The organism is Bacteroidales bacterium (assembly GCA_014860575.1).
Lineage (GTDB): Bacteria > Bacteroidota > Bacteroidia > Bacteroidales > JAAYJT01 > JAAYJT01.
This window is the reverse complement of record JACZJK010000031.1, coordinates 69,624-92,453: the sequence shown is the minus strand read 5'-3', so window position 1 is coordinate 92,453 and position 22,830 is coordinate 69,624. Positions and strand designations below refer to the sequence as shown.

Here is a 22,830-nt window from a genome sequence, read left to right as displayed (position 1 = left end):
TGTTTTTTCATAACCTATCCAGTCACCTTCAATTCCATTCTTTGTTTCGTCAATGCAATTTGTCAGGAATAGTGTAAGAATTATTATTGTGATTGTAGGTCTCATTATTGGAAAATTGTAAAAATGCCTGTCCGTCTAATAACCTGTGTAAGCTGCTACGAATATACAAACAAATATGCCTGACATCCTGGCGGCAAAAACACTGATGCCCTTTATTGAGAACGATTTAACTACAAAGCCCTTGCGTATCCAAGAAATTAAAATTGCATTTTCGCAAAAAATTGTCATAAAATGAATCCGGCCATAGCATCAGCTTCTATTATCTTGCTAAACTTATCAGCCTGCTGAAAATTGCATGTTGTGAGTATGAGCCCTAAATTTTATGTATTTCAGGAAGTATATATCGCTGAAATAAAGCATGCTATAATATTTCTTCCGGGATTTTTATAACAATGTTGGTGAGCTTTTACAATTGTTAATTGGTTGGATTTCTTAACGCCAATTAAATTCAGCTTTTCTTAGTCTGTCCATTATTGCTTTTCCAATTCCTCTTTCATTCACTGGTTCTGCGATTATTATTTCAATCTCGTTATCATCTTCAAAAGAGTGCATGGCTTCAAACATATTTACGGCATAATCCTTCAAATCTTTTCTTTCCGAAACTCTTATCACTTTAAGATAACCGTTTTCCAATTCTCCTGAAAATGAAATAAGACCTGCTTTTAATTTGTCAATCTTCAAAGTTGCATAATTAGCAATTAAAAACATTTTCTTAGGACTGTAATGTGATTTAAGCATTCCGGGAGCTGATATTCCTTCAATCACAGAATTACCATCAAACGGAATAATTGTTTCTAGCTCTTCTTGGGTAATTATTCCATTGCGAAGTATTTGAAAACCATAATCCGTAAGTCTAATTATGGTGGATTCAATGCCAACGGTAGTTTTGCCTCCTTCAAGAATATAGTCCACGTTTGGCAGTTGCTTTTTTACATGAGCAGTAGTTGTAGGACTAATACGCCCAAATTTATTTGCACTTGGTGCAGCAATTGGGCAATCCGATTTACGTATCAGTTCTAAAGCAATTTCATTGCATGGCATTCTGATACCTACTGTTGGTAAGCCCGATGTAACAATGTCGGGGACAAGATTGCTTTTTGGCAATACCATAGTTAACGATCCCGGCCAAAATTTATCAGCTAATTTGTACACTCTTTCATCTGTGCTCAACACAAGTTTTTCCAATTGTGCTAAATTGGCAATATGTATAATCAGCGGATCGAACGAAGGACGTTCTTTGAGTTCAAATATTTTTGCAACTGCCAACGGATTTAAAGCGTTTGCTCCTAATCCGTAAACTGTTTCAGTTGGGAACGCAACCAATTTCCCTTCCTTAATATATTTAGCCGCTATTTCTACGTTACTTAAAACGTTCATTTTTTTCTTGATGTAATATCCTGATTCGTAAACTTTAAACTCTCCGTCAGGCTTGAAACTTGCCAGAATCATTGCACGGAACAATGAACTTGAAAAAAGGATTAAAGTTCACCGATAGTTGTACCGCTAAGGTTTCAATTTATTCGATTTAGCGACTACCTGGTCTTTGAGCTCTTGCTTATACTGAATAATATTGCTGCGTAACGAGCGGTCAGAAATCGATACAATTTGAGCCGCAAGAATACCCGCATTTTTTGCTCCGTTCAGTGCTACTGTTGCAACAGGCACTCCGCCCGGCATCTGCAAAATGGACAGAACAGAATCCCAACCGTCAATAGAATTGCCCGACTTTATTGGCACACCGATTACAGGCAGTGGCGATATAGCTGCTACCATACCCGGTAAATGTGCTGCACCGCCTGCTCCTGCTATAATTACATCTATTCCGCGATTGTGAGCGTTTGATGCAAATTCATATAACTTTTCGGGTGTTCGGTGTGCCGAAACTATATCAATTTCATATCCGATGCCAAATTTATCAAGCATCTCAGCGGCTTGCTTCATTACAGGCAAATCGGAGTCAGACCCCATTACTATACTGACTATTTTTCTGTCCACGATTTTCCTTTCCTTATTTATTCTCAAGGAAAAAACATTACAAAAGATTAAAAATCAAAAAGGTCACCTAGTAGTCCTTTTCTTTTTTTATAGCGATAATCGCTATCCCTGGGATAATTATGTTTTCCTTGAAAATTTCCATCAGGATAATTCTTTATGTTCTGCGAAGAACGTTCTATGATTTTATCAAGTTCGCCACGGTCAAGCCAAACACCCCTGCAATCAGGACAGTAGTCAATTTCAATTCCACTGCGGTCGGCCATAACCAAGTTTACATTACAAGTTGGACACTTCATATTATACCAAATTAAATTGTTATAAATTATTAGTTTGCAGGATTGATTACCCTATTTACGATAGAATCAAACCTTGATGATGATTTATCTATAAGCGAGTCGAGTTTTTTGACCTTATCATATTCTTTGTTAATAAGTGAATCGAGTGTCAATACTTTATCTACTTCTTTGTCTATCAAAGAATCTAAAGATTCAGCTTTTTTCTGCAAATCATCGAGTTTTTTTTCCACCTTTCTATTCAATTCACTACAAGAAATAAGAATACCTGATGTAGTTACCAGCACAACGAGAATTGTAAATAATTTATACCTCATATTAATTCAAAATTAGGTGTTATTTCAAATGTTGGAACGGAATGTTGGACTCATTTATTATCTCATTGCCAGTGACAACTGCTGTTTTAGACCAAAAAATTTTATTTTGATGCTTACTGATTTTCTTTCCTTGATTTTACTCTGATCAATTGTTTTACTTTTTCTGCCTTTTTTAGTGCACATTCCAACGACGATGACAGAATGGTTACGTGCCCCATTTTTCGATAGGGTTTGGTTATTTTTTTCCCGTATAAATGAATCTTTACACCATCAATTGCCATACTCTCCGTTAATCCTTCATAAATTGCAGGGCCTTCGTAGCCATCGGCTCCTAAAATGTTTATCATTACCGAAGGAAGTTTAAGTTTTGTACTTCCCAGGGGCAGGTTTAGTATTGCACGCAAATGTTGCTCAAACTGTGATGTAATTATGCTTTCAATAGTATGATGCCCACTGTTGTGTGGCCGGGGAGCAACTTCGTTTACAATTACTTCCCCTTTTGAATCAATAAAGAACTCAACAGCAAGCAGACCTTCCATATTCAGCAATTCTATGATTTCGCTGGCATAATTAACCGCTTTTTCCGATTGTTCAACTGTAATAGACGAGGGACAAATTAATTTATCTACCAGATTCGCCCGGGGGTCAAAAAGCATTTCGACAATAGGAAAACATTTAATTTCGCCCTTTCTGTTTCGTGCTGCGATTGCTGAAATTTCCTTTACTATCTCTACTTTTTCTTCAATTACTGATGCCCCTGAAAGCAATTTTATTAAATCGCTTTTATCGGTTATAACTGCTACTCCACGCCCGTCGTATCCGCCCTTCCTTAATTTTTGTACAAAAGGGAAATTAATTCCCCCTTTTTCAATACCATTCCGAATGGCTGTTTCCGATTCATAAATTTTAAAGCCGGAAGTTGGAATTCCATTCCTTTCATAAAACGCTTTCTGCAAGCCTTTGTCTTGTATTAACTCTAATATTTCAGGGTCGGGAACAATTTTGTGGCCTTCTGATTTAAGTTTTTTTAGGGCTTCAATATTAACATTCTCTATTTCAAATGTTAACACATCGGCTAGTTTTCCAAATTGGTAAACAGATTCAAAATCAAGGTTGTTTCCTTTAATGAAATGCGAGGCAATTTTCCCTGCCGGACAATTCTCATCGTTGTCCAAAACATAAGTTATTATGTCCCACTTGCTGGCTTCCTGAATAAGCATTTTCCCAAGTTGTCCACCTGCTATAATTCCTAGTTTCAAATTTGATGTTACCAATCTTTCCATGCAGTATCTTTCTTAATGATGCTGTGTAACGGTTGATGAACTTGAATATACTCAAGTCACCCAACATTACGCAAAAACTGTATGTTCCCTGCATAGCTTAACCTGATTATCGGGATAACATGCGGCGCAAATTTGCTGTAAGTTGTTGAAAAAGCTCAAAAATACAAATTTATATAAGCGGATTGTAAAAGGTGCGCAAATTACGAAGGGTGAACATAACAACTGGGCTTAATCGCTCACCTGCTTCCTCTTCATTATGTGAAATATTATTCTTTTGTCTAAGACCCTGCAAATGGTGTCCCGAATATTCCAACCGCTAATTCGGCCCAAACAAGAAATAAGGCAAATAAAATTGCACTCAGGATAATTGATAAATGTTTCATGACTACTATTTAGTTTTATGCCTGTCGTTTTGTTTTAATGCCACCCAACTCGTATAGACCAAATCTTGGTGTATAATCGTACCTTTTGGTAAACTTAATTTTCTGCGATAATATACCAAAAAACAAATTCGACCAACCCTCCAGTAAAACATTCAAATTTTCCCCTCTCCCAAATTTCCCTAACTTTGCACCACGATCATTTATCCATTAACCATAAATTCTCAATTATGAAAAACCGCGACAAAAGCATCGAACTGCTCAACAAAGCCGTAGCCGACGAACTGGCTGCCGTGCACCAATACATGTATTTTCACTTTCATTGCGACGATCAGGGCTACGACCTCCTGGCCAACCTTTTCAAAAGAACCGCCATCCAGGAAATGCTGCATGTGGAGCAACTGGCCGAACGCATCCTTTTCCTGAAAGGAGATGTGGAAATGGTAATAGCCCATCCCACAAAGAAAATCCAGGATGTTAAGGAAATGCTGCAACTGGCCTCTGATATGGAAACCGGTAGCGCCAACGACTATAACGATTGGGCCAATGTTTGCGCACAGAATGCCGACTCAGTAACCAAAAAATTGTTTGAAGCCCTTGTAGCCGACGAAGAACGCCATTTTGATCAGTATGATGTGGAAATGGACAACCTCAAAAAATTTGGCGACAATTACCTGGCGCTGCAATCCATTGAGCGCAGCAAAACTGTGGGCATGGGCGGCGCACCGGCTTAATTAAACGAACAAACCCCAGATCCACTTCAGTATTCCCCAGGCGGCTTTCAGGAGCCACCAGATAATCATCGCGGCAAATGCTATAACGACGATGATGATGCGTATGATCCAGAGCGTAGCCCACATCAGTAAGGTGAGCAGGATCGTTATGCCGGTGGCGTTCAATAAACCAAGCATCACCAATAAAATTCCTGAAAGTAATGCTGTTAGTGCGAACCCGGCCAGGAAACGCGTGAGCACACCGGGAATGATGATAACGGGTTTATGAAATAATTTCTGTATAACTTTCACAGCCCACACACTCAAGGCTATAAATGCCAGGGTTTGGGTCCAGGCATGATATTTATACAGGAAGTTGCCGGGACGGTTGATGAAAGCGGCATAATCAAAAACATAGTTTACATCCTTAAAGTAAGTATAGGCCACAAACCCTCCGAAGAACGCCATGAGAATGGCGGCCAGCATGGTGCCGAAGTAGAATGGCGATTTCATTTTTTCCTTCACCTGCTCAAGTGCTTCATTCACCTTTTCCCGGATCTCAAAAGTGCCTATTTTGGCGGCTTTTTCAAGCAGGCGTTTAGCGCTGTAGTAGGAATATGAACGGCCTGCCTTCGTGCCTTTTTGCCAATAGCTGAACGAAATCTCATAAATAGGGCTGAGACCGGGCACAATTTCATGTGTGCTGCCATGAAACAGCATCACATAATCTTTACCCTGGAAACGGTATTTCAGTTCCCATGTGTCAATACATTCCACATCAAGTTGCTGAAATGCCAGTGTGTGAACCTTGCTTACCTCCTTATGCGACGCGGCAATGTATTCGTCAACAAAAGGGTTCAGATGATTGCCTTTGGGAAGTTGGCCTTTTTGCAGTTTCTCCTCCCGCGGGTTCAGCAGATCATACGATTCGTAATTTGTATATTCTTCGAGGAATTGGGGGAAATTGTCAAAAACCTCACCGTGAATGACGCATGTTGCTTTATCAGTGTAATTAAGATCACGTTTCACATAAAAATGGTGCATGAGTTTTTTGTGACCCTGGCAGTCGGGGCAGGTATTGCGGCCGCTGCCACTGCACCTTGGGCAAGTAATAATTCCCCGCCCGCTGCATCTTGAGCAGGTCACCTGGCCACTTCCTGAACAGGTGCCACAGGTTATTTTGCCGGTTCCACGACAATTGCTGCAGGATTCAGTTTGAGTGGTGGTAGTAGGTTCACTGCGATAATGCCCCTCTCGACCTTTGCCATATAATGGGCTGTCAGAGGTGGCTGGGACCCAAACCTGTCGTGAGCCGCTTACTTGCCGGGTTATTGTTCCTCTGCCATTGCAGGAGTTGCAGCGATGGTTTCCACTACCGCTGCAACTGCCGCATTTTTTCTTGCCGGCGCCGCTGCAATTGGGGCAAGTTACAGTGGTTTTTCCGTTGCACTGTGCGCATGTGATCCAGCCTTTGGCGGCGCAACGGCCGCAATCAGCCACATGTTGCGATCCGTTCACATAATAATTGGTACTGTTGTCTTCAAATTCTTCAATATCAACCAATTCAATGTCCCAGGCATTGAAATCGCTGAGTTTATGGTAAGTCCGTGGCGGAATTTTCTGGTTGGTATAAGGTTCAAAACCTTCATATTTGCCCCGTTCCTCGTATTGGCTCCGCAGCCTGATGGGGTAAGCCGGCTTGTACCAGATATCTGTAATTTCAATCTGGTCGCCGAGGTTTTTCAGATTGTGGTGAGGGATGGAAGCAGCCCATTCGTTGATTTTTTTCCTGAATGACGCTTCGAGTTTTTTATCGCCTTTAACCTGCTGTTCGTATATATAGTTTTCCATGATGTTGCTGTTAATTTATTATCAAACAAATGATTCACTTATCCCTGAGGCGATCAGCTTTTATCTTCATCATCTTCATCTGTTTCTTCATCCACTTCTTCTTCCTCATCATCCCCGTCATCCGGATCAGATTCATTTCCGGCATTCGGGTCGTTTTCCGGTTTGACAACTACGGGCAATTTGGGTCGGCGAATAAACGCTTTGACAAAATACGGGATCATGATAAGTAATAGGATCGCAAGAAAAATGGGCGATAATAACGACATGGCCAACTGTGAATCCTGCACTGACAGCTTAACCAGGTTTTTCGCACGGTACCAGGTTCGGTTCGGAAAGCTTGCAGTGCCTTCTTCTGTGAGCAGGATGCTGTCAGCAATTTGCCTGTTCAAGCTATAGGCTTCGCGGCTCTTTTTCAAGCCAAAGCCTTCAAGTGTTTTTAAAAGGGGAGAACTGAGTAACGAATCTTTTGGGAACGCTACTTCAAGGGTTGTTTTCCTTGTTTTGAGGGCTTCATTTGGAGCCTCATCTTCAGCCCGGACTAAAAATGCCAGGGCACAAAGAATGGACAGGATCAGTAATGTTTTCTTCATCTGATGGGTAGTGTTTGTTTTCGTAGATCAAAGTATTGCAGAACATAGCAATTTATTTCGGGTTTTATCCAGCAGCATTCAGGAGTAGCTGAATCAAAACAGAGATGGGGATTTTCGTGCTGTAAAAATATGGCTTTCTGCAATACAGAAATTAAGAATCATTTTAAATTATGCTGTCAAAATAATAAAACTTACAGGGCAGTAAATCACGTAACAAGGTTGTTTTTGTGGTGAAAAGGTAATTGCTTTGTAAATCATAACTTTGTCACATAAACGAAACTGAAATGCGAATTAAATTAGAGGCTGAAATCGTGAAAACCCTCAATCTTATTGCCGAATACAAGGAGATGAGCAAGCCGGTGGCGCCCGATGATGCCATTGGCCGGGTTTCGCGCATGGATGCAATCAACAACAGAAGTGTTACGGAATCTGCCTTGCGCAAGGCTGAAGAAAAGCTCAGGGCGCTCGACCAGGTGCTAGCCAAAGTTGGAACTGAGGATTTTGGCCGTTGTGTAAAATGCCGCCGCGAAATACCACTGGGAAGGATCATGTTCAGGCCCGAAAGTCTTTATTGTGTAAATTGCGCTTAGTGAAACGTAAGGAAATCAGGAAAACGATAAAAGCCGGAAGTGGAAAGAAATCGCAGTCCGGATTCAGTTGGAACAGGGAGTACTGGCTCTTGCTGGCAATTCTTGTGCTCACATTTTTGATTTATTCTCCTGGTCTGAACCAAAGCTTTCTTTACGGCTGGGACGATGGCGAATACATTGACCATTCCAAGGTTCAGACTCTCAGCAGCGAAAATATAGGAAATTACTTCAGTACTTTTTACCTGGGCATGTACCAGCCCATTCCGGTACTGGCGTTTGCGGTGAATTATCACTTTTCCACCAACAATCCATTGCTTTATAAGCTTTTCAACCTGATGATTCACTTGCTGAACGTGCTGCTGGTTTATTTGTTTATCAGAAAACTCACCGGTAATGGCTATGCCGGCTTGCTCGCGGCTTTGCTGCTGGCCATTCATCCTATGAATGTGGAAAGCATCGCCTGGCTGTCGGCGCGTAGTACAGGATTGTTTACACTCTTCTATCTGTTGGCTTTGCTGGCTTATCTGCGTTATTTACAACACGGCTATCAGTTCAAACATCTTGGGATTACGTTTCTGTTTTTTCTCCTGGCCTTGTTCTCCAAATCCATGGCTGCAACTTTGCCTATGGTGTTGTTTGTTATGGATGCCTGGCATCACAGGCGGTTCGCTAAAATAATGGTTTTTGAAAAGCTTCCATTCTTCGCCCTTTCCATTGTTTTTGGTCTGATCTCAATTCGGGCGGCGGCGAGTTTCGGGCATATTGAAGTATTGGAAGCTGGTTATAATTTGCTGGATCGGATTTTTCTACTGAGTTATGGCGTAGCATTTTACCTCGTGAAACTGTGTTTTCCTTTGAACCTTTCGGCTATATACGCTTACCCGGAAAAAACCGCAGGTTGGTTGCCTGTTGAATATTATCTGAGCTTCGTCTTGCTTTTGTTCATTGCGATTGGAATTTACCGTTTGCGCAAATATCGTCGTGAAACATTTCTCGGTTTCGCATTCTTTATACTTTCGATCTCTATGGTGCTTCCATTGTTCTGGTCGCGCTTGTTCATTGTTGCCGAGCGCTATGTTTACTTGCCTTACATTGGTTTATTTGTGACAGCAGGAATCTGGCTGAAGGCGTTACTCGATGGCGAAATCAAAGTTCCTTCGTCTACCCGAAACTGGATTTTGGGCATTACTGTAACATGGATTCTGGTTTTTAGTATTTCCGCTTTTGTGCGAACCCAGGTTTGGCAAAATACACGCATGCTGATGGAAGATGTAATTGACAAAAAACGCTCCCCTGCTGATCAGGCTTTCGGTTGGTTTTTCCTGGGCAATGTCAGCGACCGCGAGGGAAACATTCAACAAGCGATCAAGGATTACAGCCGGGCGCTTGATCACAATCCAAAACACATTCAAGCCCTCAACAACCGAGGCATCATGAAAGGAAATGTTGGAGATTTCAATAGCAGCCTGATGGATTTTTCAACTGCCATCCGCCTCAAACCCGATTATGCTGAAGCATGGTATAACCGCGGGATTGTAAGATACCAAACGGGTCAAAGTGAAGAGGCATGCAAAGACTGGCAACAGGCGGTTAAATTGGGATTCAGACAGGCAGAGACGGTTTTGAATGAATATTGTAAATGATTAAAATTCAAATTTTTAGATTCCAGATTCAAAATTTCAGATTCAAGATTCCGGGTTATTACTTCAACTTCATTCATGTAAGACTCTTCCTTTTCCAATCTGCGTAATATGAAATAGTTATGAACAATTTTCCCCAAATTAAAAGTCCAACACTACTGCTTGACCGGCAAAAATGTCAGCGTAATATTCAACGGATGGTTGCGAAGGCAAAGGATCATGGCTTGCTTTTTCGGCCACATTTTAAAACCCACCAATCGGCTGCAATTGGCGAGTGGTTCAAAGAGCATGGAGTGAAGAACATCACGGTTTCATCAGTGAGCATGGCATGGTATTTTGCAGATCATGGCTGGGATGATATCACCATTGCCTTTCCTGTGAACCTCAGGGAAATGGATGAAATCAACAGCCTGGCGAAGAGGATCAATCTGAACCTGCTGCTCGATTCACAGGAAGGAGCTTTGCGTTTGCAAATAGAACTAAAAGCAGAAACCGGAGTTTTCATAGAAATCGACACCGGCTCAAAACGAAGCGGAATTGAAGCAAACGAGCTGCAAGAAATTGAAAGAATTATTGGAATCCTCAGCAAATCATCCAGTACCCGTTTTATGGGTTTTTTAACCCACGCCGGGCATACTTACCGGGCAAAAGACAAGGCGGAGGTTCGTGAATTTCATCAGGAATCTTTGAGGCAGATGAAAAATCTTAAAGAGCATTTCGCAGCTTGCAAACCGATAATTTCCATCGGTGATACACCATCCTGCAGCCTGGCAGAAGATTTTTCCGGAGCCGACGAAATCCGGCCGGGAAACTTTGTGTTTTATGATTTGATGCAGGCAGGCATCGGTAGCTGTACACCGGAAGATATTGCTCTGGCAACTGTTTGTCCAATAGTTGCAAAGCATCCGCATCGCTCTGAATTGGTGATTTATGGTGGTGCTATTCACCTTAGCAAAGATTTCCTCAGGCTATCTAACGGCTCTATTACTTTTGGCCGGGTCGCAAAATTGAATAAAACAAACTGGGAAATTCTTCCTGAAGGAAATGAAGTTGTCTCCGTTTCGCAGGAACATGGGATCGTTAAACTTCAATCAAGATTCCTTGATGAATTTTCCATCGGCGAATTGATTACAATAATCCCCGTTCATTCTTGCCTCACAGCCCATCAGTTAAAGCGGTATCAGACTTTTGAGGGCGATGTTTTGTAGTTAACAGTAGCAGTGGCAGCGGTAGTCAACTCCATTCCAAGTGTCATCGAAATCTCCAAAAGTGCGAGTCCCCCTTTTTTAAAAGGGGGTTAGGGGGATTTGAATGCGGATAGCTGGCGTATCAGATTTTTGGAAAAGCGATATAAATGAAAATCAATCCCCCTACCCCCTTCTCCAAGGGGGATGTGCCCTTAGTCAACTTTATTGCTTCACTACAACACAGCATCACTGTATCACAGCATCACAGCATCACAGCATCACCGTATCACAGAAGCAATATCCTTACCTTTGCATCCATTGAAACATACACTGATTTGCAATGGAAAAGAAAATCATCATAGAATTCCTAAAGAAAATTGAACTGTATCGCGGGCTCGAACCGACGGAATTTGAAATACTTGCCGATAATATTATCATTCGCGACTTTTCGCCCAAAGGCATGTTGTTTACCGAGAATAGTCCCCGTGAATGCATTTTCATGATCTACGACGGAGAAGTGGAATTATTTAAAAAAGCCCCCACCGGCGCTGAGGTTGTACTTTCTATTTTTGGCCGTCTCGATTTCCTGGGTGAAGGTTCGCTTACAGATGACTCGCCACATTCTACTTCGGCCCGTGCGAAAATTCAAACCAAGGTTTTCTGCCTGCATAAAGATTTCTTTGCCACACATGGCCCTATTGCTCTGAAGATATTTTCGAACATAGCCAGGGTAATATCCCGGCGCATGAGGCAAACCAATGCAAAAGCCATCAGTTCATCAGCACAGTACGAATCGGGTCGCACCAGGCTTGAACATGATTTACTTGGCGAAAGATCTGTTCCGTTTGAGTATTATTACGGCATTCAAACGCTACGGGCGCTTGAGAACTTTAATATCACCGGTGTTACGCTGAACTTTTATCCTGTGCTGGTTGAATCGCTGGCCATGGTGAAAATGGCTGCAGCCAAGGCTAATTACGACCTGGGTCTGCTTTCCCGCTCGCTGTCCGATGCCATTACCAGGGCTTGCAATGAGATCATTAACGGCAAATATATTTATCACTTTGTGGTTGACATGATGCAGGGCGGGGCAGGTACTTCTACGAATATGAACGCAAACGAAGTAATTGCGAACCGCGCACTCGAAATTCTTGGCCACGAAAAAGGGCAGTACCAGTATTGCCATCCCAACAATCATGTGAACCTATCGCAATCCACCAACGATGCCTATCCTACTGCTATCAAGATTGCATTGATGCGTAGCAACGAACGCCTTGTTCTGGTTCTGAAAGAACTCCATCAAGCCTTCAGATATAAGGCAGAGGAATTTGCCCATGTAATTAAAATGGGTCGCACCCAGTTGCAGGACGCTGTGCCAATGACGCTAGGACAAAGTTTTGAAGCCTACGCCGTTACACTTGAAGAAGAGGTGGAAAGGCTCAACGAAAATGCCCGCCTTTTTCTTGAAGTGAATATGGGTGGAACAGCCATCGGAACCGGCATCAATGCCGAGCCAGGTTATAGTGAAAGGGTGATCCAGCATTTACGCCGGGTTACAGGACTAAATATGGTTTTGGCTTCGAACCTTGTTGAAGCGACCCAGGATACAGGCGCTTTTGTGATGTATTCTTCAGCTGTAAAAAGGCTTGCCGTTAAACTCTCAAAAATATGTAACGACCTGAGACTGCTATCATCCGGCCCTCGCGCTGGCTTTAATGAAATCAATCTGCCGCCCATGCAGCCCGGCAGTACCATTATGCCAGGAAAAGTTAATCCGGTAATCCCCGAGGTTGTGAACCAAATTGCATTCAAAGTAATTGGCAATGATCTTACCGTAACAATGGCTGCCGAAGCCGGTCAATTAGAACTAAATGTTATGGAACCGGTGATTGTGTTCAGTTTGTTTGAATCTATTGAGATGTTGAAAAATGGCATGGAAACCCTCAACCACCGCTGCATTAAAGGGATCACAGCCAATGAAAAACATTGCCGCGAAATGGTCGAAAACAGTATTGGACTTGTCACAGCACTGAATCCTTACATCGGGTATGAGGCTTCCAGCATTGTTGCAGCTGAGGCCCTGCAAACGGGGCGGAGTGTGTATGAGCTTGTGCTTGAGAAGAAACTCATGACAAAAAAACAACTTGAACAAGTGCTGTTGCCTGAAAATATGATCACACCAAAGGTAATGGGGTTTAGGAAGTAATTGAAGACCCAAGAGACAAGGAGACAAGGAGACAAGGAGACAAGGGGACGAAGAGACGAGGGACGAAGGGATAAGGAACCCGGAACGTCGAACGCCAAACGTCGAACTTGTAACTTTGAACTTTGAACCTTGAACCCGGAACAGGATTCTAGATTTCTGTGTCGGGTTTGAACACAATGCCAGTGTGTTTTCTTCCATCAATCTTTACCGCCAACTCTTTTTTGAACCTTACATGACGTAAATACTCGTTTTCAAAAACAGCCGGATGTTTGGAAAGGAATTCCACATCGTAATAACCATCTTTGATGTAAGGGTTAATTGTAAAATAACCCACACGGAAGGAGGTGAGATTATGGAAAAAATGTGTGCCCTGGCTAGGGTCAATACGATAATTTTCAAGCCCGGATTCTACGATTACACGGGCATTTGAAATCTGTGGCCATTTTACGGGGATGCCAAGCCAGGGATCGCTTGAACCCCAGCGGCCGGGTGCTATCAGGATGTAAAAGCGTTTTTCGCTGATCATCTTTTCGTTCAGATTCCCGATCATCACGGCAACATCCTGGTTTTTTGCAGCATTGAACGATTCTGGTTTTATGTACACCACATCATAAAGTCCTTTAATGGTTCCGTTTCCCATTGCGCTACTTGAAAATAGCAAGGTTTCCTCGTAAGGTGTTTCTTCCAGATTGATTTCTACAACTTCCTTGTTTTCTACTATAGGGCGGATTTGCAATAGGTTAAAAATCTTTGGCTGCCCTTTGGGTTTGTCAAGGTTCACGGCAAACTCAATTTCTACGTGCTTGTTCATGGCGCGGTGCCCCATATCCAGTGCTTCGCTGATAATCTTCGCAAGCGGGAAAATATCATGGTTCAGAATATTGCTAAATGTAACAATGCGTTTGCCTTCCTCAAACATGCCATCGCGCAACTGGTTTGATTGCAGATCGAAGGTGGAAGCAACAAAGCGGAGCGCGCTGTGCTTCTCGGCTTCTATGATCCGGTTCTTCAATATGTTAACGCCATCGTCAATGCTGGGGTAAAAACTTTTGGGTTGCAGGTCGAGGGCGTAGAAGCTGCGCTGGCTTTCCTTCAGCGCCATTTCAGGCGAGCTTAGTTGAAGTACTTTTCGCGGGTATTTGGGTGAGAACCTAAGTGTAAGTCCGCCATCCACAATGTATTTCCCAAGCCCAAAAGCAATATTAGCGATCCCATCATCAGGCTTTTCAGGTGGAATAGGGTAGAAGTTAACTGAACGTGCTACTCCTGAAATAGTCGGGTAGAACATGCCATTGTATTCCTCACCGCAAACTTCCTGGAGAACGATGGCCATCTTCTCTTCGTCAATCACGTTCAGCGTTGCGCTCATATAAGCCTTGCTGTCTTTGAAAAATGCAGAAGCATACACACTCTTTATTGCATTGGTGATCATCTCTATCATCAGCCTTTCATCGTTCTGTATATTGGGAACCATATAAGTGCTGTAAATACCTGCAAACGGTTGATAGTAAGAATCTTCAAGCAGACTCGATGAGCGGATCGCAATAGGATTCTTTATTACCGAAATAAAAGTGTACAAATCTTCATGGATCCGGAACGGCAGCCTTGCATTGATGAAATGGTTCAGAATCTCTTCATCCGGAATATCGGAAAGAGCGATTTTATGCAGCCGGTTTTCTTCCATGAACTCATCAAAAACATCCGTACACAGCACCACGGTTCGTGGAATAGTGATAAGTACATCAGAATAATCAGCGAAGGCATGATTTTGCTTGATCAGGTTGTCGAGAAAAGCAAGGCCGCGGGCTTTGCCACCAATAGATCCATCGCCGATACGAGTGAAATTAAGGTATTCATCAAAGCTTTCGCGGTTGAATTTGGCTATGATCCCACGCGATTTATTCAAGCGGTATAGCGCTATTGCATCAAAAATAAACCTGCGCACTTCATCGAGGTCATTGAAATCTTCGGGCCTGAGTTCCCTGAAAAGCTCGGCAAGCGCAAACAACGCCCGCGCCCGGAGCCATTTTGAGAAATGATTGCGGTAAATATGGTAGGCAAGCGACTTGTCGGGGATCTCAAAAACCTTTTGCTGCAATGCTTTCAGGTCAGCTGCACGTGTGAATTCTTCGTGGGTTTCGGGATCTTTAAAAACGAAATCACCAAAAGCAAAAAACTCAATGATAAAGTTTTTCAACTCAAGCGAAAGTGTTTTGGAGTGCTTGTGAATAAATCCAATACGCATTTCCTTGGAATACTGCTGATTTTCAAGATCAGAGGATTGCAGCAGCATTGGCATAAACTCATCATCGCGCTTCACTTTCTCAAAAAGTTTGATGCCGGCATGCTTATCGAGAACACCATTGCGCCGGTAGCTCATGTCGGAAATGATGCCCAGCAGGTTGTGTTTATATTTTTCGTAAAATCCAATGGCTTCCTCGTAGTTGGTGGCCAATAATATTTTTGGCCGGCCTCGCATGCGTAGCATCATCTGGTGTTCGTTCAGACCTTCGGTCATAAAAGCCTTGCTCTGCTTAAATATGATTTTGTACATCAGTGGAAGGTACACCGAATAAAATCTGATAGAGTCCTCAACAAGCAAAATTGCCTGCACGCCAACTTCGTTGATATCGTGTTCGGCATTCCGTTTATCCTCAATTAGTTTTATGATTGCCAGCAATATGTCTGAATTGCCCAGCCAGGAAAAGATGTAATCTATTACGCTCAGGTCTTCTTCGCTTACTTTCAAGGAAACTTCGCGTGAGAATGCAGTAAGAACTACGATAGGGATATTCGTGTATTCTTTTTTTATTTTTTTTGCGAGGTCGAAGGTGTCTTCACCTTCGTCGCTGAGCATGGTAATGATAAGGTCAATATTTTCTTCCTGCAGTGTTTGAAAGGCTTGGTCGCTTGAGTTGACAATAAAAAACTGTGGCGGGTAACGGAGACTCAGCGATACGTATTCGATGAATATTTGCTCATCTATTCGGCCATCGCCTTCCAGTATGAAAGTGTCATAATCACTTGCAATGAGCAAAACATGATAAATACGTCTTTTCATGAGGCCAATAAATGCAGTATCCTTAAAATGATACTTCTCTGCCATGAGTCTCTTGGTCTTATCCATATAATTGTCTTTGATGAGTACAAACCTAACTGAAAATCTGGAGAAACAAAGCAGGTCGGGCATATTTTTTGTATCTTTGCCGCACTAATACCCTAAGGGGCTGACCGGTTTTGACAGCAAGGAAGTGGTATTGTAAGCATGCCGGGTGTTGTGTGTTAACCCGTAATAACAATGCTCACGCCACAATAAATGGCAACGATTACGATTACGCGTTAGCCGCTTAGTCAGGACGATTAAGCCGCTTTCTGCTTCCCGCGAAACCTTTCTGGACGGTGTTGCGGCAGAAGCATCGAAAATGTCTGGATAGAAAAAGTTTTGTTCCGCGGCTTTTTTGAAATAACAGGGACTAAGGTTGAAGTAGGTTGGCTTTTCGCCAGCTTCATCCCGACAAAATAAGAAAAGCTAAGCATGTAGAAAGCATTATTGCTGCTTGTTTGGACCAGGGTTCGACTCCCTGCAGCTCCACCTTCGCCCGCCGAAGCTTTAGCGTAGGCGGGCTTCGCCTTGCAACATGTTCTTTTTAATCGAATTCCGAACGGGCTACGGCGGACGCTGTCCACGAATACATTGAAAGATGTGGTACGTTTACATTTTACGATGTTCTGATGGTAAATTATATACCGGTTGCACATCCAATCTTGAAGAGAGACTTGAAAGGCATAGAAATGGCTACGTTAGCTTTACAAAAAGCCGTTTACCAGTCACTCTTCTAACTTTCATAGCTTTTACAGATAAATACAAAGCCTTTGAATTTGAAATATACCTGAAATCAGGTTCTGGGAGGGCTTTTGCAGCAAAAAGGCTGACATAGCTTATGAGTCATTAATTCTATTTTAGTACAGTTGCAATGATTTCCTCAGTTCTGCTCAGAAGCCATTGGCCTGATAAACTCGCCGGAAAAATAACTGCCCCCTTTTATGACTTCACTGATTGCAGGAATAAGTTCATCGGCTGCTCTTCCTTTGGTAATATAACCCGATGCGCCTGATTTTATAGCGCTTACTGCATATTGATCCTCGGGGTAAATACTAATTATTATAACCAGAATCTCAGGCTTGATTATTTTAATTTCCTTCAACAATTCAAGACCGCTTTTTCCTGGTAATGAGATGTCGAGAAGGATGAGATGATAATCGCGGGCATGGATTCTCTCAAAAAGCTCCGTTCCGTTTTCTGCCTCATCAATAATGCCTATTTCAGCAGATTCCTCCAGAATTTGTCTTAATCCTTGCCTTACTATCCAATGGTCATCAGTAATCAGTACGTTTAACATGTCAGTTTGTTTTGTCTCAAGCACAAGCTTCGTAGAACCTTCTGCAGTAAGGATCGTCGAGTATCCTTCGCTTAAGTTCTTCCTTGAATGCGTATTTACGGGTTTTTGCATAACTCTCGCTTTTATAGCCCATGATGGTGGATATTTCTTTGAACGAATAGTTTTCCATGTAAAGTTTTAATAGCTTGCGGGCGTCCTCTTTTAAACAAAGCAAATGCTGCTGGAAGAGACTGTATTTTTCAACGTCTTCTTCATATAAATCAACTGCATATTCTACAGGGGATTCGACCGGTTTTGGCAAATCCAGGGCAATACAACTTGCTTTGCGTTTCTGTTCCAGGTTTTTCATACACAAGCGTTTGCAGATCGAATACAAATATGTTTTAAAGGTGCAGAAAAGAACCAACTCATCTTTTTTAACCTTGTTGTAAATTATAATCATGGCATCCTGGAAAATATCCTGAGCATCTTCATGACTTCCGGAGAATTTTGATACCAGGTCCTGTATCATTGGGTAGCATTGCTGGTATATGTACTCAAGCGATTTATTTTCTCTCTGTTTGATTCCATCAAGGAGGTCCTGATCCGTAAAATTCGTTTTTCCCCTGCGATCCGAGGTGTTTCCCATTAACTTCCTGTCTTTGACATCAGTGTTAGGTTCTTGATTTATAATAGTAGAGGTGCTCATGATTTGTTATTTTAATTAGGGTTTTTTCAGTAATTAATCATGCACAAGAATACTACACAAGTTAAAGCTGGGTTGTAGGGGAATTGATAAAAAGAGTGTAGGAAATTTTCCTACAAAAAAAGGGAAGCTGCAAGAGAGATTTTGCCTGAATCATTCCTAATGCAGTGGCTCAAGGATGAGTTTGCAGTTGGCATCCCGATAGCTATCGGGAGGCAGTCGGCAGTAGCAGGAGGCAGTGGCAGTATGCAGTAGCAGTCAACCGCAGAGCAACTGAATGACAATTGAATGACAACCGTTTGACCATGAATTACCATCGAATGACAACTCTAAACATCCTAAACCCTAAACACTCTAAACTTTCCTGGCGCCTTCGTGGCTTAGCGGGATGTTTTTGAATAAAACAGGCTTAATCAACCAGGCCATTTTTAATGGCATAACGGATAATTTCGGTATTGCTGGCCAGGTTCATTTTTCCGAGTAGGCGCTCACGATAGGTACTAACGGTTTTCTGACTTATTGCCATAGATTCGGCAATTTCTTTAGGACTTTTGCCTTGCGCAATAAGGCACATCACTTCCATTTCCCTATCCGAAAGGTTTTCATGGAGTGGTTTATCTGCATTCGTATCAAATTCAAAAGCCATACGTTCAGCCAGTGATTGGGTGATGTATTTTCCGCCCCTGGCTGCTTTTAGTATCGCGGTGATGAGTTCCTCGGGCGCACTTGACTTGGTAAGATATCCCGACGCACCAGTTTTTATAGCTCTTACGGCATATTGCTCTTCAGGATAAATACTAAGCATGAGCACTGCAATGCCTGGTTTTATTCTCTTAATATCCTTAAGTAGATCTAGCCCGCTACGGCCTGGCATAGAGATATCGAGCAAGGCTACTCTGTAATCTCTTTTCAGTATTTTATTCAGGCATTCACTGCCATCGGAGGCTTCGTCAATAAAATCAATTTCTTTACAGGTTTCAAGGATTTGCTTGATTCCTTGTCTTACCACCGGGTGGTCATCGGTAATTAGTACGCTGATCATTTCTTGTGATTATTAACAGGTAAATCAATGACCAATTTTGTTCCTTTTCCTGCTTCTCCTGAAATCACAAATTTCCCGCCCCATGATGCGACCCTTTCCTTCATCCCTAGCAAGCCGAAGGAGCGGGGTTTTTCAATCTCTTTTTTTGTGATCCCAATGCCATTGTCGCTAATTTCAATGTGAATTGTTCCGTTATTCTGTTCGAGCCTTATTGAAACCATGCTTGCCTTTGCATGCCTTACAACATTTGTTAAAGCTTCCTGCACGACCCGGTAAATTAAAATAGATAATTTCGGATCAAGCTCAAGTTCTTCAGGGATAATGTTTGAAACAACCCGAATGCCGGTATTGTTTTCGAACTCACTAAAATGCCAACGCAAAGCTGCAGCCAGGCCAAGGTTGTCAAGCGTACTCGGCCTTAATCCTACCGAAATTTTCCTTACCGTGTTGATTGTATCGTCAAGCAGGTTTTTCATGGATCCAATTTTTGCGGTTAAACTGGGCAAATCTTTAGTAAGGTTTTTATTTAGCCACGATAAATCCATGAGCAATGCTGTTAGCTTTTGGCCAAGATCATCATGAAGGTCAAGTGCAATTCTCTTGCGTTCATCTTCCCTTACATCTTCGAGGTGACTGGTTAATTCTGTAAGCTCTTCATGCGACTGCTTCAATGATTGGTTTATACGGTCAAGTTCAAGTGTACTTTCTTCGAGTTTGAGCTGGTTCTCACGAATTTCATTTTTCTGGTTAAATAGTTCCAGAAATACTTTTACCTTGCTAAGCAATATATGACGCTGAAAGGGTTTGGTAATAAAATCAACGGCTCCCACTTCGTAACATTTTTCAAGCACCTCGTTATCCGCAAATGCGGTGACAAAAATTATTGGTATCATACCACGGTCGTGATTGCTTTGAAGGTGGCCGGCCAGTTCAATGCCATCCATCCCAGGCATTTTCACATCAACAAGCGCCATAAATAGCTCTTTGTTCTCCGTTTTCCTTAGGGCTTCGTATCCTGAGTTGGCAAGGATCATTGTAACACCCAGAGGTTTTATGATGTGCTCAAGGAGTGTAAGGTTTTCACTTAGATCGTCAACCAGAAGTATGGAGGGTTTGTTTTTGTTTTCCATAAGCTTAATCATAGGTGGTTGCAACTTTTATTAATAACGTTTTCAACTCAGATGCTTATTAATGATATAAAGAAGATCGTCTTTTCCGAAAGGTTTGGCAATATAATCGTCGCAACCAGCTTCCAAAGCTTTGTCAATATCACCTTCAAAAGCATAGGCAGTAATGGCAATAACCGGAAGTTCCGGATTTTGCTGTTTTATGAGCCGGGTCGCATCGAGGCCATTCATTACGGGCATTTTCACGTCCATGAGCACAAGGTTAATGTCTGTGTTTTTTGTGACGGCATCAACCGCTTTTTCACCGTCGTCAACATGGATAATCTTGAAATTTTCCGGTTGCAGGAATATTTTCAGTAAAACAAAATTACTGTATTCATCTTCGGCAAGCAGTATGGTTCTCAATCCTTGTTTTGTAACTGCATCAATGGCCGGAATGCTTTGTTTTTTTGAGTTTAACGGGGCAATTATCGGTTTGTAAGGTACAGTAAAATAAAATTTTGAACCCTTTTGCGGTTCGGATTCAACCCAGATGCTGCCTCCAAGCAATTGAACATAAGCCCGGGAAATTGACAGCCCCAATCCGTTTCCACCATATTCACTAATATTGTTGTGATTTCCCTGTCTGAACCGGTCGAAAATCAATGACTGATATTCTTGTGAAATACCAATACCGCTATCCTCAACGCAGAAATGAAGAAAATTATCTACTAACCGGCAACTGAACTCCACAAACCCTGATTGTGTAAACTTGATAGCATTGCCTAATAAACTGGTTAATATTTGGGTGAGCTTTGTTCCGTCGCATATTATTGTTGATTCCCGTTCGCTTAATGAAGAGTGAAAGTTGAAATTTAGCTCCTTTACTTCAGCTTTCTGTTTCAGTTGTTCATAGATGTATTTCATTACCAGGCCCACATCGGTATGGCTTTCCCTGATTTTTTCCTGGCCGGCTTCAATGGTGGCAATATTGATGATATCGTCAATAATGGAGAGCAACTGAATACTGCTTTGATTGATTATGCGTGCATAAAATTCACGTTTCTCGTGTGTTGTATTGGGATTGTTCATCAAATCGGTAAAGCCAAGAATTCCGTTAAGTGGGGTTCTTATTTCGTGGCTAATGTTGTTTAAGAAGGCTGTTTTGAGCCTGTCGCTTTCCTCCGCTTGCTCTTTAGCCTTTTTAATCTCAGCTTCTGCACGTTTACGTTCGGTCACATCACGGCCAATCCCGACAATCGCCTTTATTTTTTTATCATTTCCTAGTATGGCTGTATCTGACCAGGCAATCCATCTCCACCCATGTATGGTTAATGCACGTTGTTCAACGTATGCCTGATGAGGAGGAGTGCGCAGGTCTTCCATTGCTTTGGCAGTAATTGCCCTGTCTTCCACATGAACCATCGGCATAAATTTCTTACCCATCAATTCTGTTTCAGATTTGCCGAATAGCTTACAATAGGATGGACTTACGAATAGAAAACGTCCTTGCGGATCAATTTTTACGATCAGGTCGTTTTGGTTGTTGATCAGTAAGCGGTATTTTTCTTCGCTTTCGCTCAGTCTTCTGGTGGCAATCTTCACCCTCATGCGCAAAAGCAGCATAAATGCAACTAAAAGCAGTGCAATACCACCCGATATGATCAATGCAATTTTGTATTTCCTGATAAAATAATTCCTGTCGTGAACCGCAAACCATTTCTCATAGAGCTCGTCGTAAACGCCGCTGACTTTCATCTGGTAAAGCCCCTGGTTCAGAATCCATATCAGTTCAATCCTATCAAGGTTTACAGCCATTGCATACTTTTGCGGATCAATATCAGAGGTTCTGATTTTTACGTTTCGAAGTTTATTTTCTTTCATTAGGTGTGAACCTTGAAAATTGCCTAAGAGCGCGGCGTCATGCTGTTCGTTTTCCAGTAAATGCAAGGCATCAAGCTGAGTTTTTACCACAATAATTTTATCTGTGAGGCCCGACTCCAGCAAATAATCGTGCATACGGTCACGGTTCTGCACGATTATCTCCTTATCCCGAAGTTCTTCCAGTGTTTTGAAAGATTTATTCTTGTGTGTGAATATACCATGGGTCATTACGCTGTGTGGGACGCCAAAATGCATTTTTTCAGCTCTTTGCGGTGATACCATCAGTCCTAACAGAAGATCAATTTTGCCAGTCTCCAGTTCTTCTCTGATCTGATCCCAGGGGCCTAGCTCAAGTTCGTAAGTAAGGCCCAGTTCCTTTGCAATTGCTTTAAAAAGATCAACATTGAATCCATCGGGTTCACCATTTTTATTTATAAACTCGTAAGGTGGGTAATAGTGGTCGCCCCTGACTATTATCGTTCTTTTTAGACTGGCTGAGGTGATGGCATCCTGTGCTGGCAATGATGTGCATAAAATCAATACCGGATTTGCCAGCAGAAGAAGAATCTTTAGTTTGTGCGTCATTCGCATAAAAATACTCTTGCCTT

General features: G+C 42.2%; 19 protein-coding genes and 1 other RNA gene. 7 read left to right on the top strand and 13 right to left on the bottom strand.

The window, feature by feature from the left end; genetic code table 11:
- Window positions 1-492: 492 nt before the first annotated feature.
- The 5 genes from IH597_08400 to IH597_08380 all read right to left on the bottom strand — a co-directional run bounded on the left by IH597_08400 (window position 493) and on the right by IH597_08380 (window position 3,948).
- Window positions 493-1,437 (bottom strand): threonylcarbamoyl-AMP synthase, encoded by a 945-nt coding sequence (locus IH597_08400; protein ID MBE0662474.1) that lies wholly within the window; start codon window positions 1,435-1,437, stop codon window positions 493-495.
- Window positions 1,438-1,563: 126 nt separating this feature from the next.
- Entirely contained in the window at window positions 1,564-2,028 is a 465-nt protein-coding gene (purE, locus tag IH597_08395) for a 5-(carboxyamino)imidazole ribonucleotide mutase (GenBank protein ID MBE0662473.1), read from the bottom strand.
- Between the two features lie 74 nt (window positions 2,029-2,102).
- Entirely contained in the window at window positions 2,103-2,351 is a 249-nt protein-coding gene (locus IH597_08390) for a zf-TFIIB domain-containing protein (protein ID MBE0662472.1), read from the bottom strand.
- Window positions 2,352-2,380: 29 nt separating this feature from the next.
- A complete protein-coding gene (locus IH597_08385) occupies window positions 2,381-2,665 on the bottom strand; it encodes a hypothetical protein (GenBank protein ID MBE0662471.1) in 285 nt (94 codons plus the stop codon).
- Between the two features lie 113 nt (window positions 2,666-2,778).
- Window positions 2,779-3,948, bottom strand: coding sequence for a 5-(carboxyamino)imidazole ribonucleotide synthase (locus IH597_08380; protein MBE0662470.1), 1,170 nt, complete (start codon window positions 3,946-3,948; stop codon window positions 2,779-2,781).
- 610 nt (window positions 3,949-4,558) lie between these two features.
- Between IH597_08380 and IH597_08375 the strand changes: the two genes are divergently transcribed.
- Entirely contained in the window at window positions 4,559-5,062 is a 504-nt protein-coding gene (locus tag IH597_08375) for a bacterioferritin (GenBank protein ID MBE0662469.1), read from the top strand.
- Here IH597_08375 and IH597_08370 read toward each other — a convergent pair whose 3' ends face one another.
- Window positions 5,063-6,892: a hypothetical protein gene (locus IH597_08370; protein MBE0662468.1), complete on the bottom strand. Its 1,830-nt coding sequence runs from the start codon at window positions 6,890-6,892 to the stop codon at window positions 5,063-5,065.
- Between the two features lie 53 nt (window positions 6,893-6,945).
- On the bottom strand, window positions 6,946-7,482 hold the full coding sequence (locus tag IH597_08365) for a hypothetical protein (GenBank protein MBE0662467.1): 537 nt from the start codon (window positions 7,480-7,482) through the stop codon (window positions 6,946-6,948).
- Window positions 7,483-7,751: 269 nt separating this feature from the next.
- On the opposite strand from IH597_08365, the gene IH597_08360 reads away from it, so the two are divergent.
- The 4 genes from IH597_08360 (at window position 7,752) to aspA (ending at window position 13,105) form a co-directional block, all read left to right on the top strand.
- Window positions 7,752-8,072 carry a TraR/DksA C4-type zinc finger protein gene (locus IH597_08360; GenBank protein ID MBE0662466.1) on the top strand — a complete coding sequence of 107 codons (321 nt, stop codon included), beginning with the start codon at window positions 7,752-7,754 and terminating at the stop codon, window positions 8,070-8,072.
- Complete coding sequence (locus IH597_08355) at window positions 8,072-9,715, top strand: tetratricopeptide repeat protein (protein ID MBE0662465.1); 1,644 nt, start codon at window positions 8,072-8,074, stop codon at window positions 9,713-9,715. Before IH597_08360 ends, IH597_08355 begins: the two co-directional genes overlap by 1 nt.
- A 119-nt stretch (window positions 9,716-9,834) precedes the next feature.
- On the top strand, window positions 9,835-10,920 hold the full coding sequence (locus IH597_08350) for an alanine racemase (GenBank protein MBE0662464.1): 1,086 nt from the start codon (window positions 9,835-9,837) through the stop codon (window positions 10,918-10,920).
- Window positions 10,921-11,239: 319 nt separating this feature from the next.
- Window positions 11,240-13,105, top strand: coding sequence for an aspartate ammonia-lyase (gene aspA, locus IH597_08345; GenBank protein MBE0662463.1), 1,866 nt, complete (start codon window positions 11,240-11,242; stop codon window positions 13,103-13,105).
- A gap of 148 nt (window positions 13,106-13,253) precedes the next feature.
- Here aspA and IH597_08340 read toward each other — a convergent pair whose 3' ends face one another.
- Window positions 13,254-16,211, bottom strand: coding sequence for a phosphoenolpyruvate synthase (locus tag IH597_08340; GenBank protein ID MBE0662462.1), 2,958 nt, complete (start codon window positions 16,209-16,211; stop codon window positions 13,254-13,256).
- A 117-nt stretch (window positions 16,212-16,328) separates the two neighbouring features.
- Between IH597_08340 and ssrA the strand changes: the two genes are divergently transcribed.
- Together ssrA and IH597_08330 are read left to right on the top strand one after the other, a co-directional pair.
- Window positions 16,329-16,700, top strand: a transfer-messenger RNA (tmRNA) gene (ssrA, locus tag IH597_08335).
- A 106-nt stretch (window positions 16,701-16,806) separates the two neighbouring features.
- Window positions 16,807-17,043 (top strand): GIY-YIG nuclease family protein, encoded by a 237-nt coding sequence (locus IH597_08330; protein MBE0662461.1) that lies wholly within the window; start codon window positions 16,807-16,809, stop codon window positions 17,041-17,043.
- Between the two features lie 45 nt (window positions 17,044-17,088).
- Here the strand turns inward: IH597_08330 and IH597_08325 are convergent, their stop codons facing one another.
- From IH597_08325 to IH597_08305, 5 genes are all read right to left on the bottom strand, one after another.
- Window positions 17,089-17,505, bottom strand: a complete 417-nt coding sequence (locus tag IH597_08325; GenBank protein MBE0662460.1) for a response regulator transcription factor — start codon at window positions 17,503-17,505, stop codon at window positions 17,089-17,091.
- Between the two features lie 16 nt (window positions 17,506-17,521).
- Window positions 17,522-18,193 (bottom strand): sigma-70 family RNA polymerase sigma factor, encoded by a 672-nt coding sequence (locus IH597_08320; protein MBE0662459.1) that lies wholly within the window; start codon window positions 18,191-18,193, stop codon window positions 17,522-17,524.
- 406 nt (window positions 18,194-18,599) lie between these two features.
- Window positions 18,600-19,232, bottom strand: coding sequence for a response regulator transcription factor (locus IH597_08315; GenBank protein MBE0662458.1), 633 nt, complete (start codon window positions 19,230-19,232; stop codon window positions 18,600-18,602).
- A complete protein-coding gene (locus IH597_08310) occupies window positions 19,229-20,362 on the bottom strand; it encodes a response regulator (protein MBE0662457.1) in 1,134 nt (377 codons plus the stop codon). The genes IH597_08315 and IH597_08310 overlap by 4 nt, the downstream gene beginning before the upstream one ends.
- 42 nt (window positions 20,363-20,404) lie before the next feature.
- Complete coding sequence (locus tag IH597_08305; protein ID MBE0662456.1) at window positions 20,405-22,813, bottom strand: transporter substrate-binding domain-containing protein; 2,409 nt, start codon at window positions 22,811-22,813, stop codon at window positions 20,405-20,407.
- Between the last annotated feature and the right edge of the window lie 17 nt (window positions 22,814-22,830).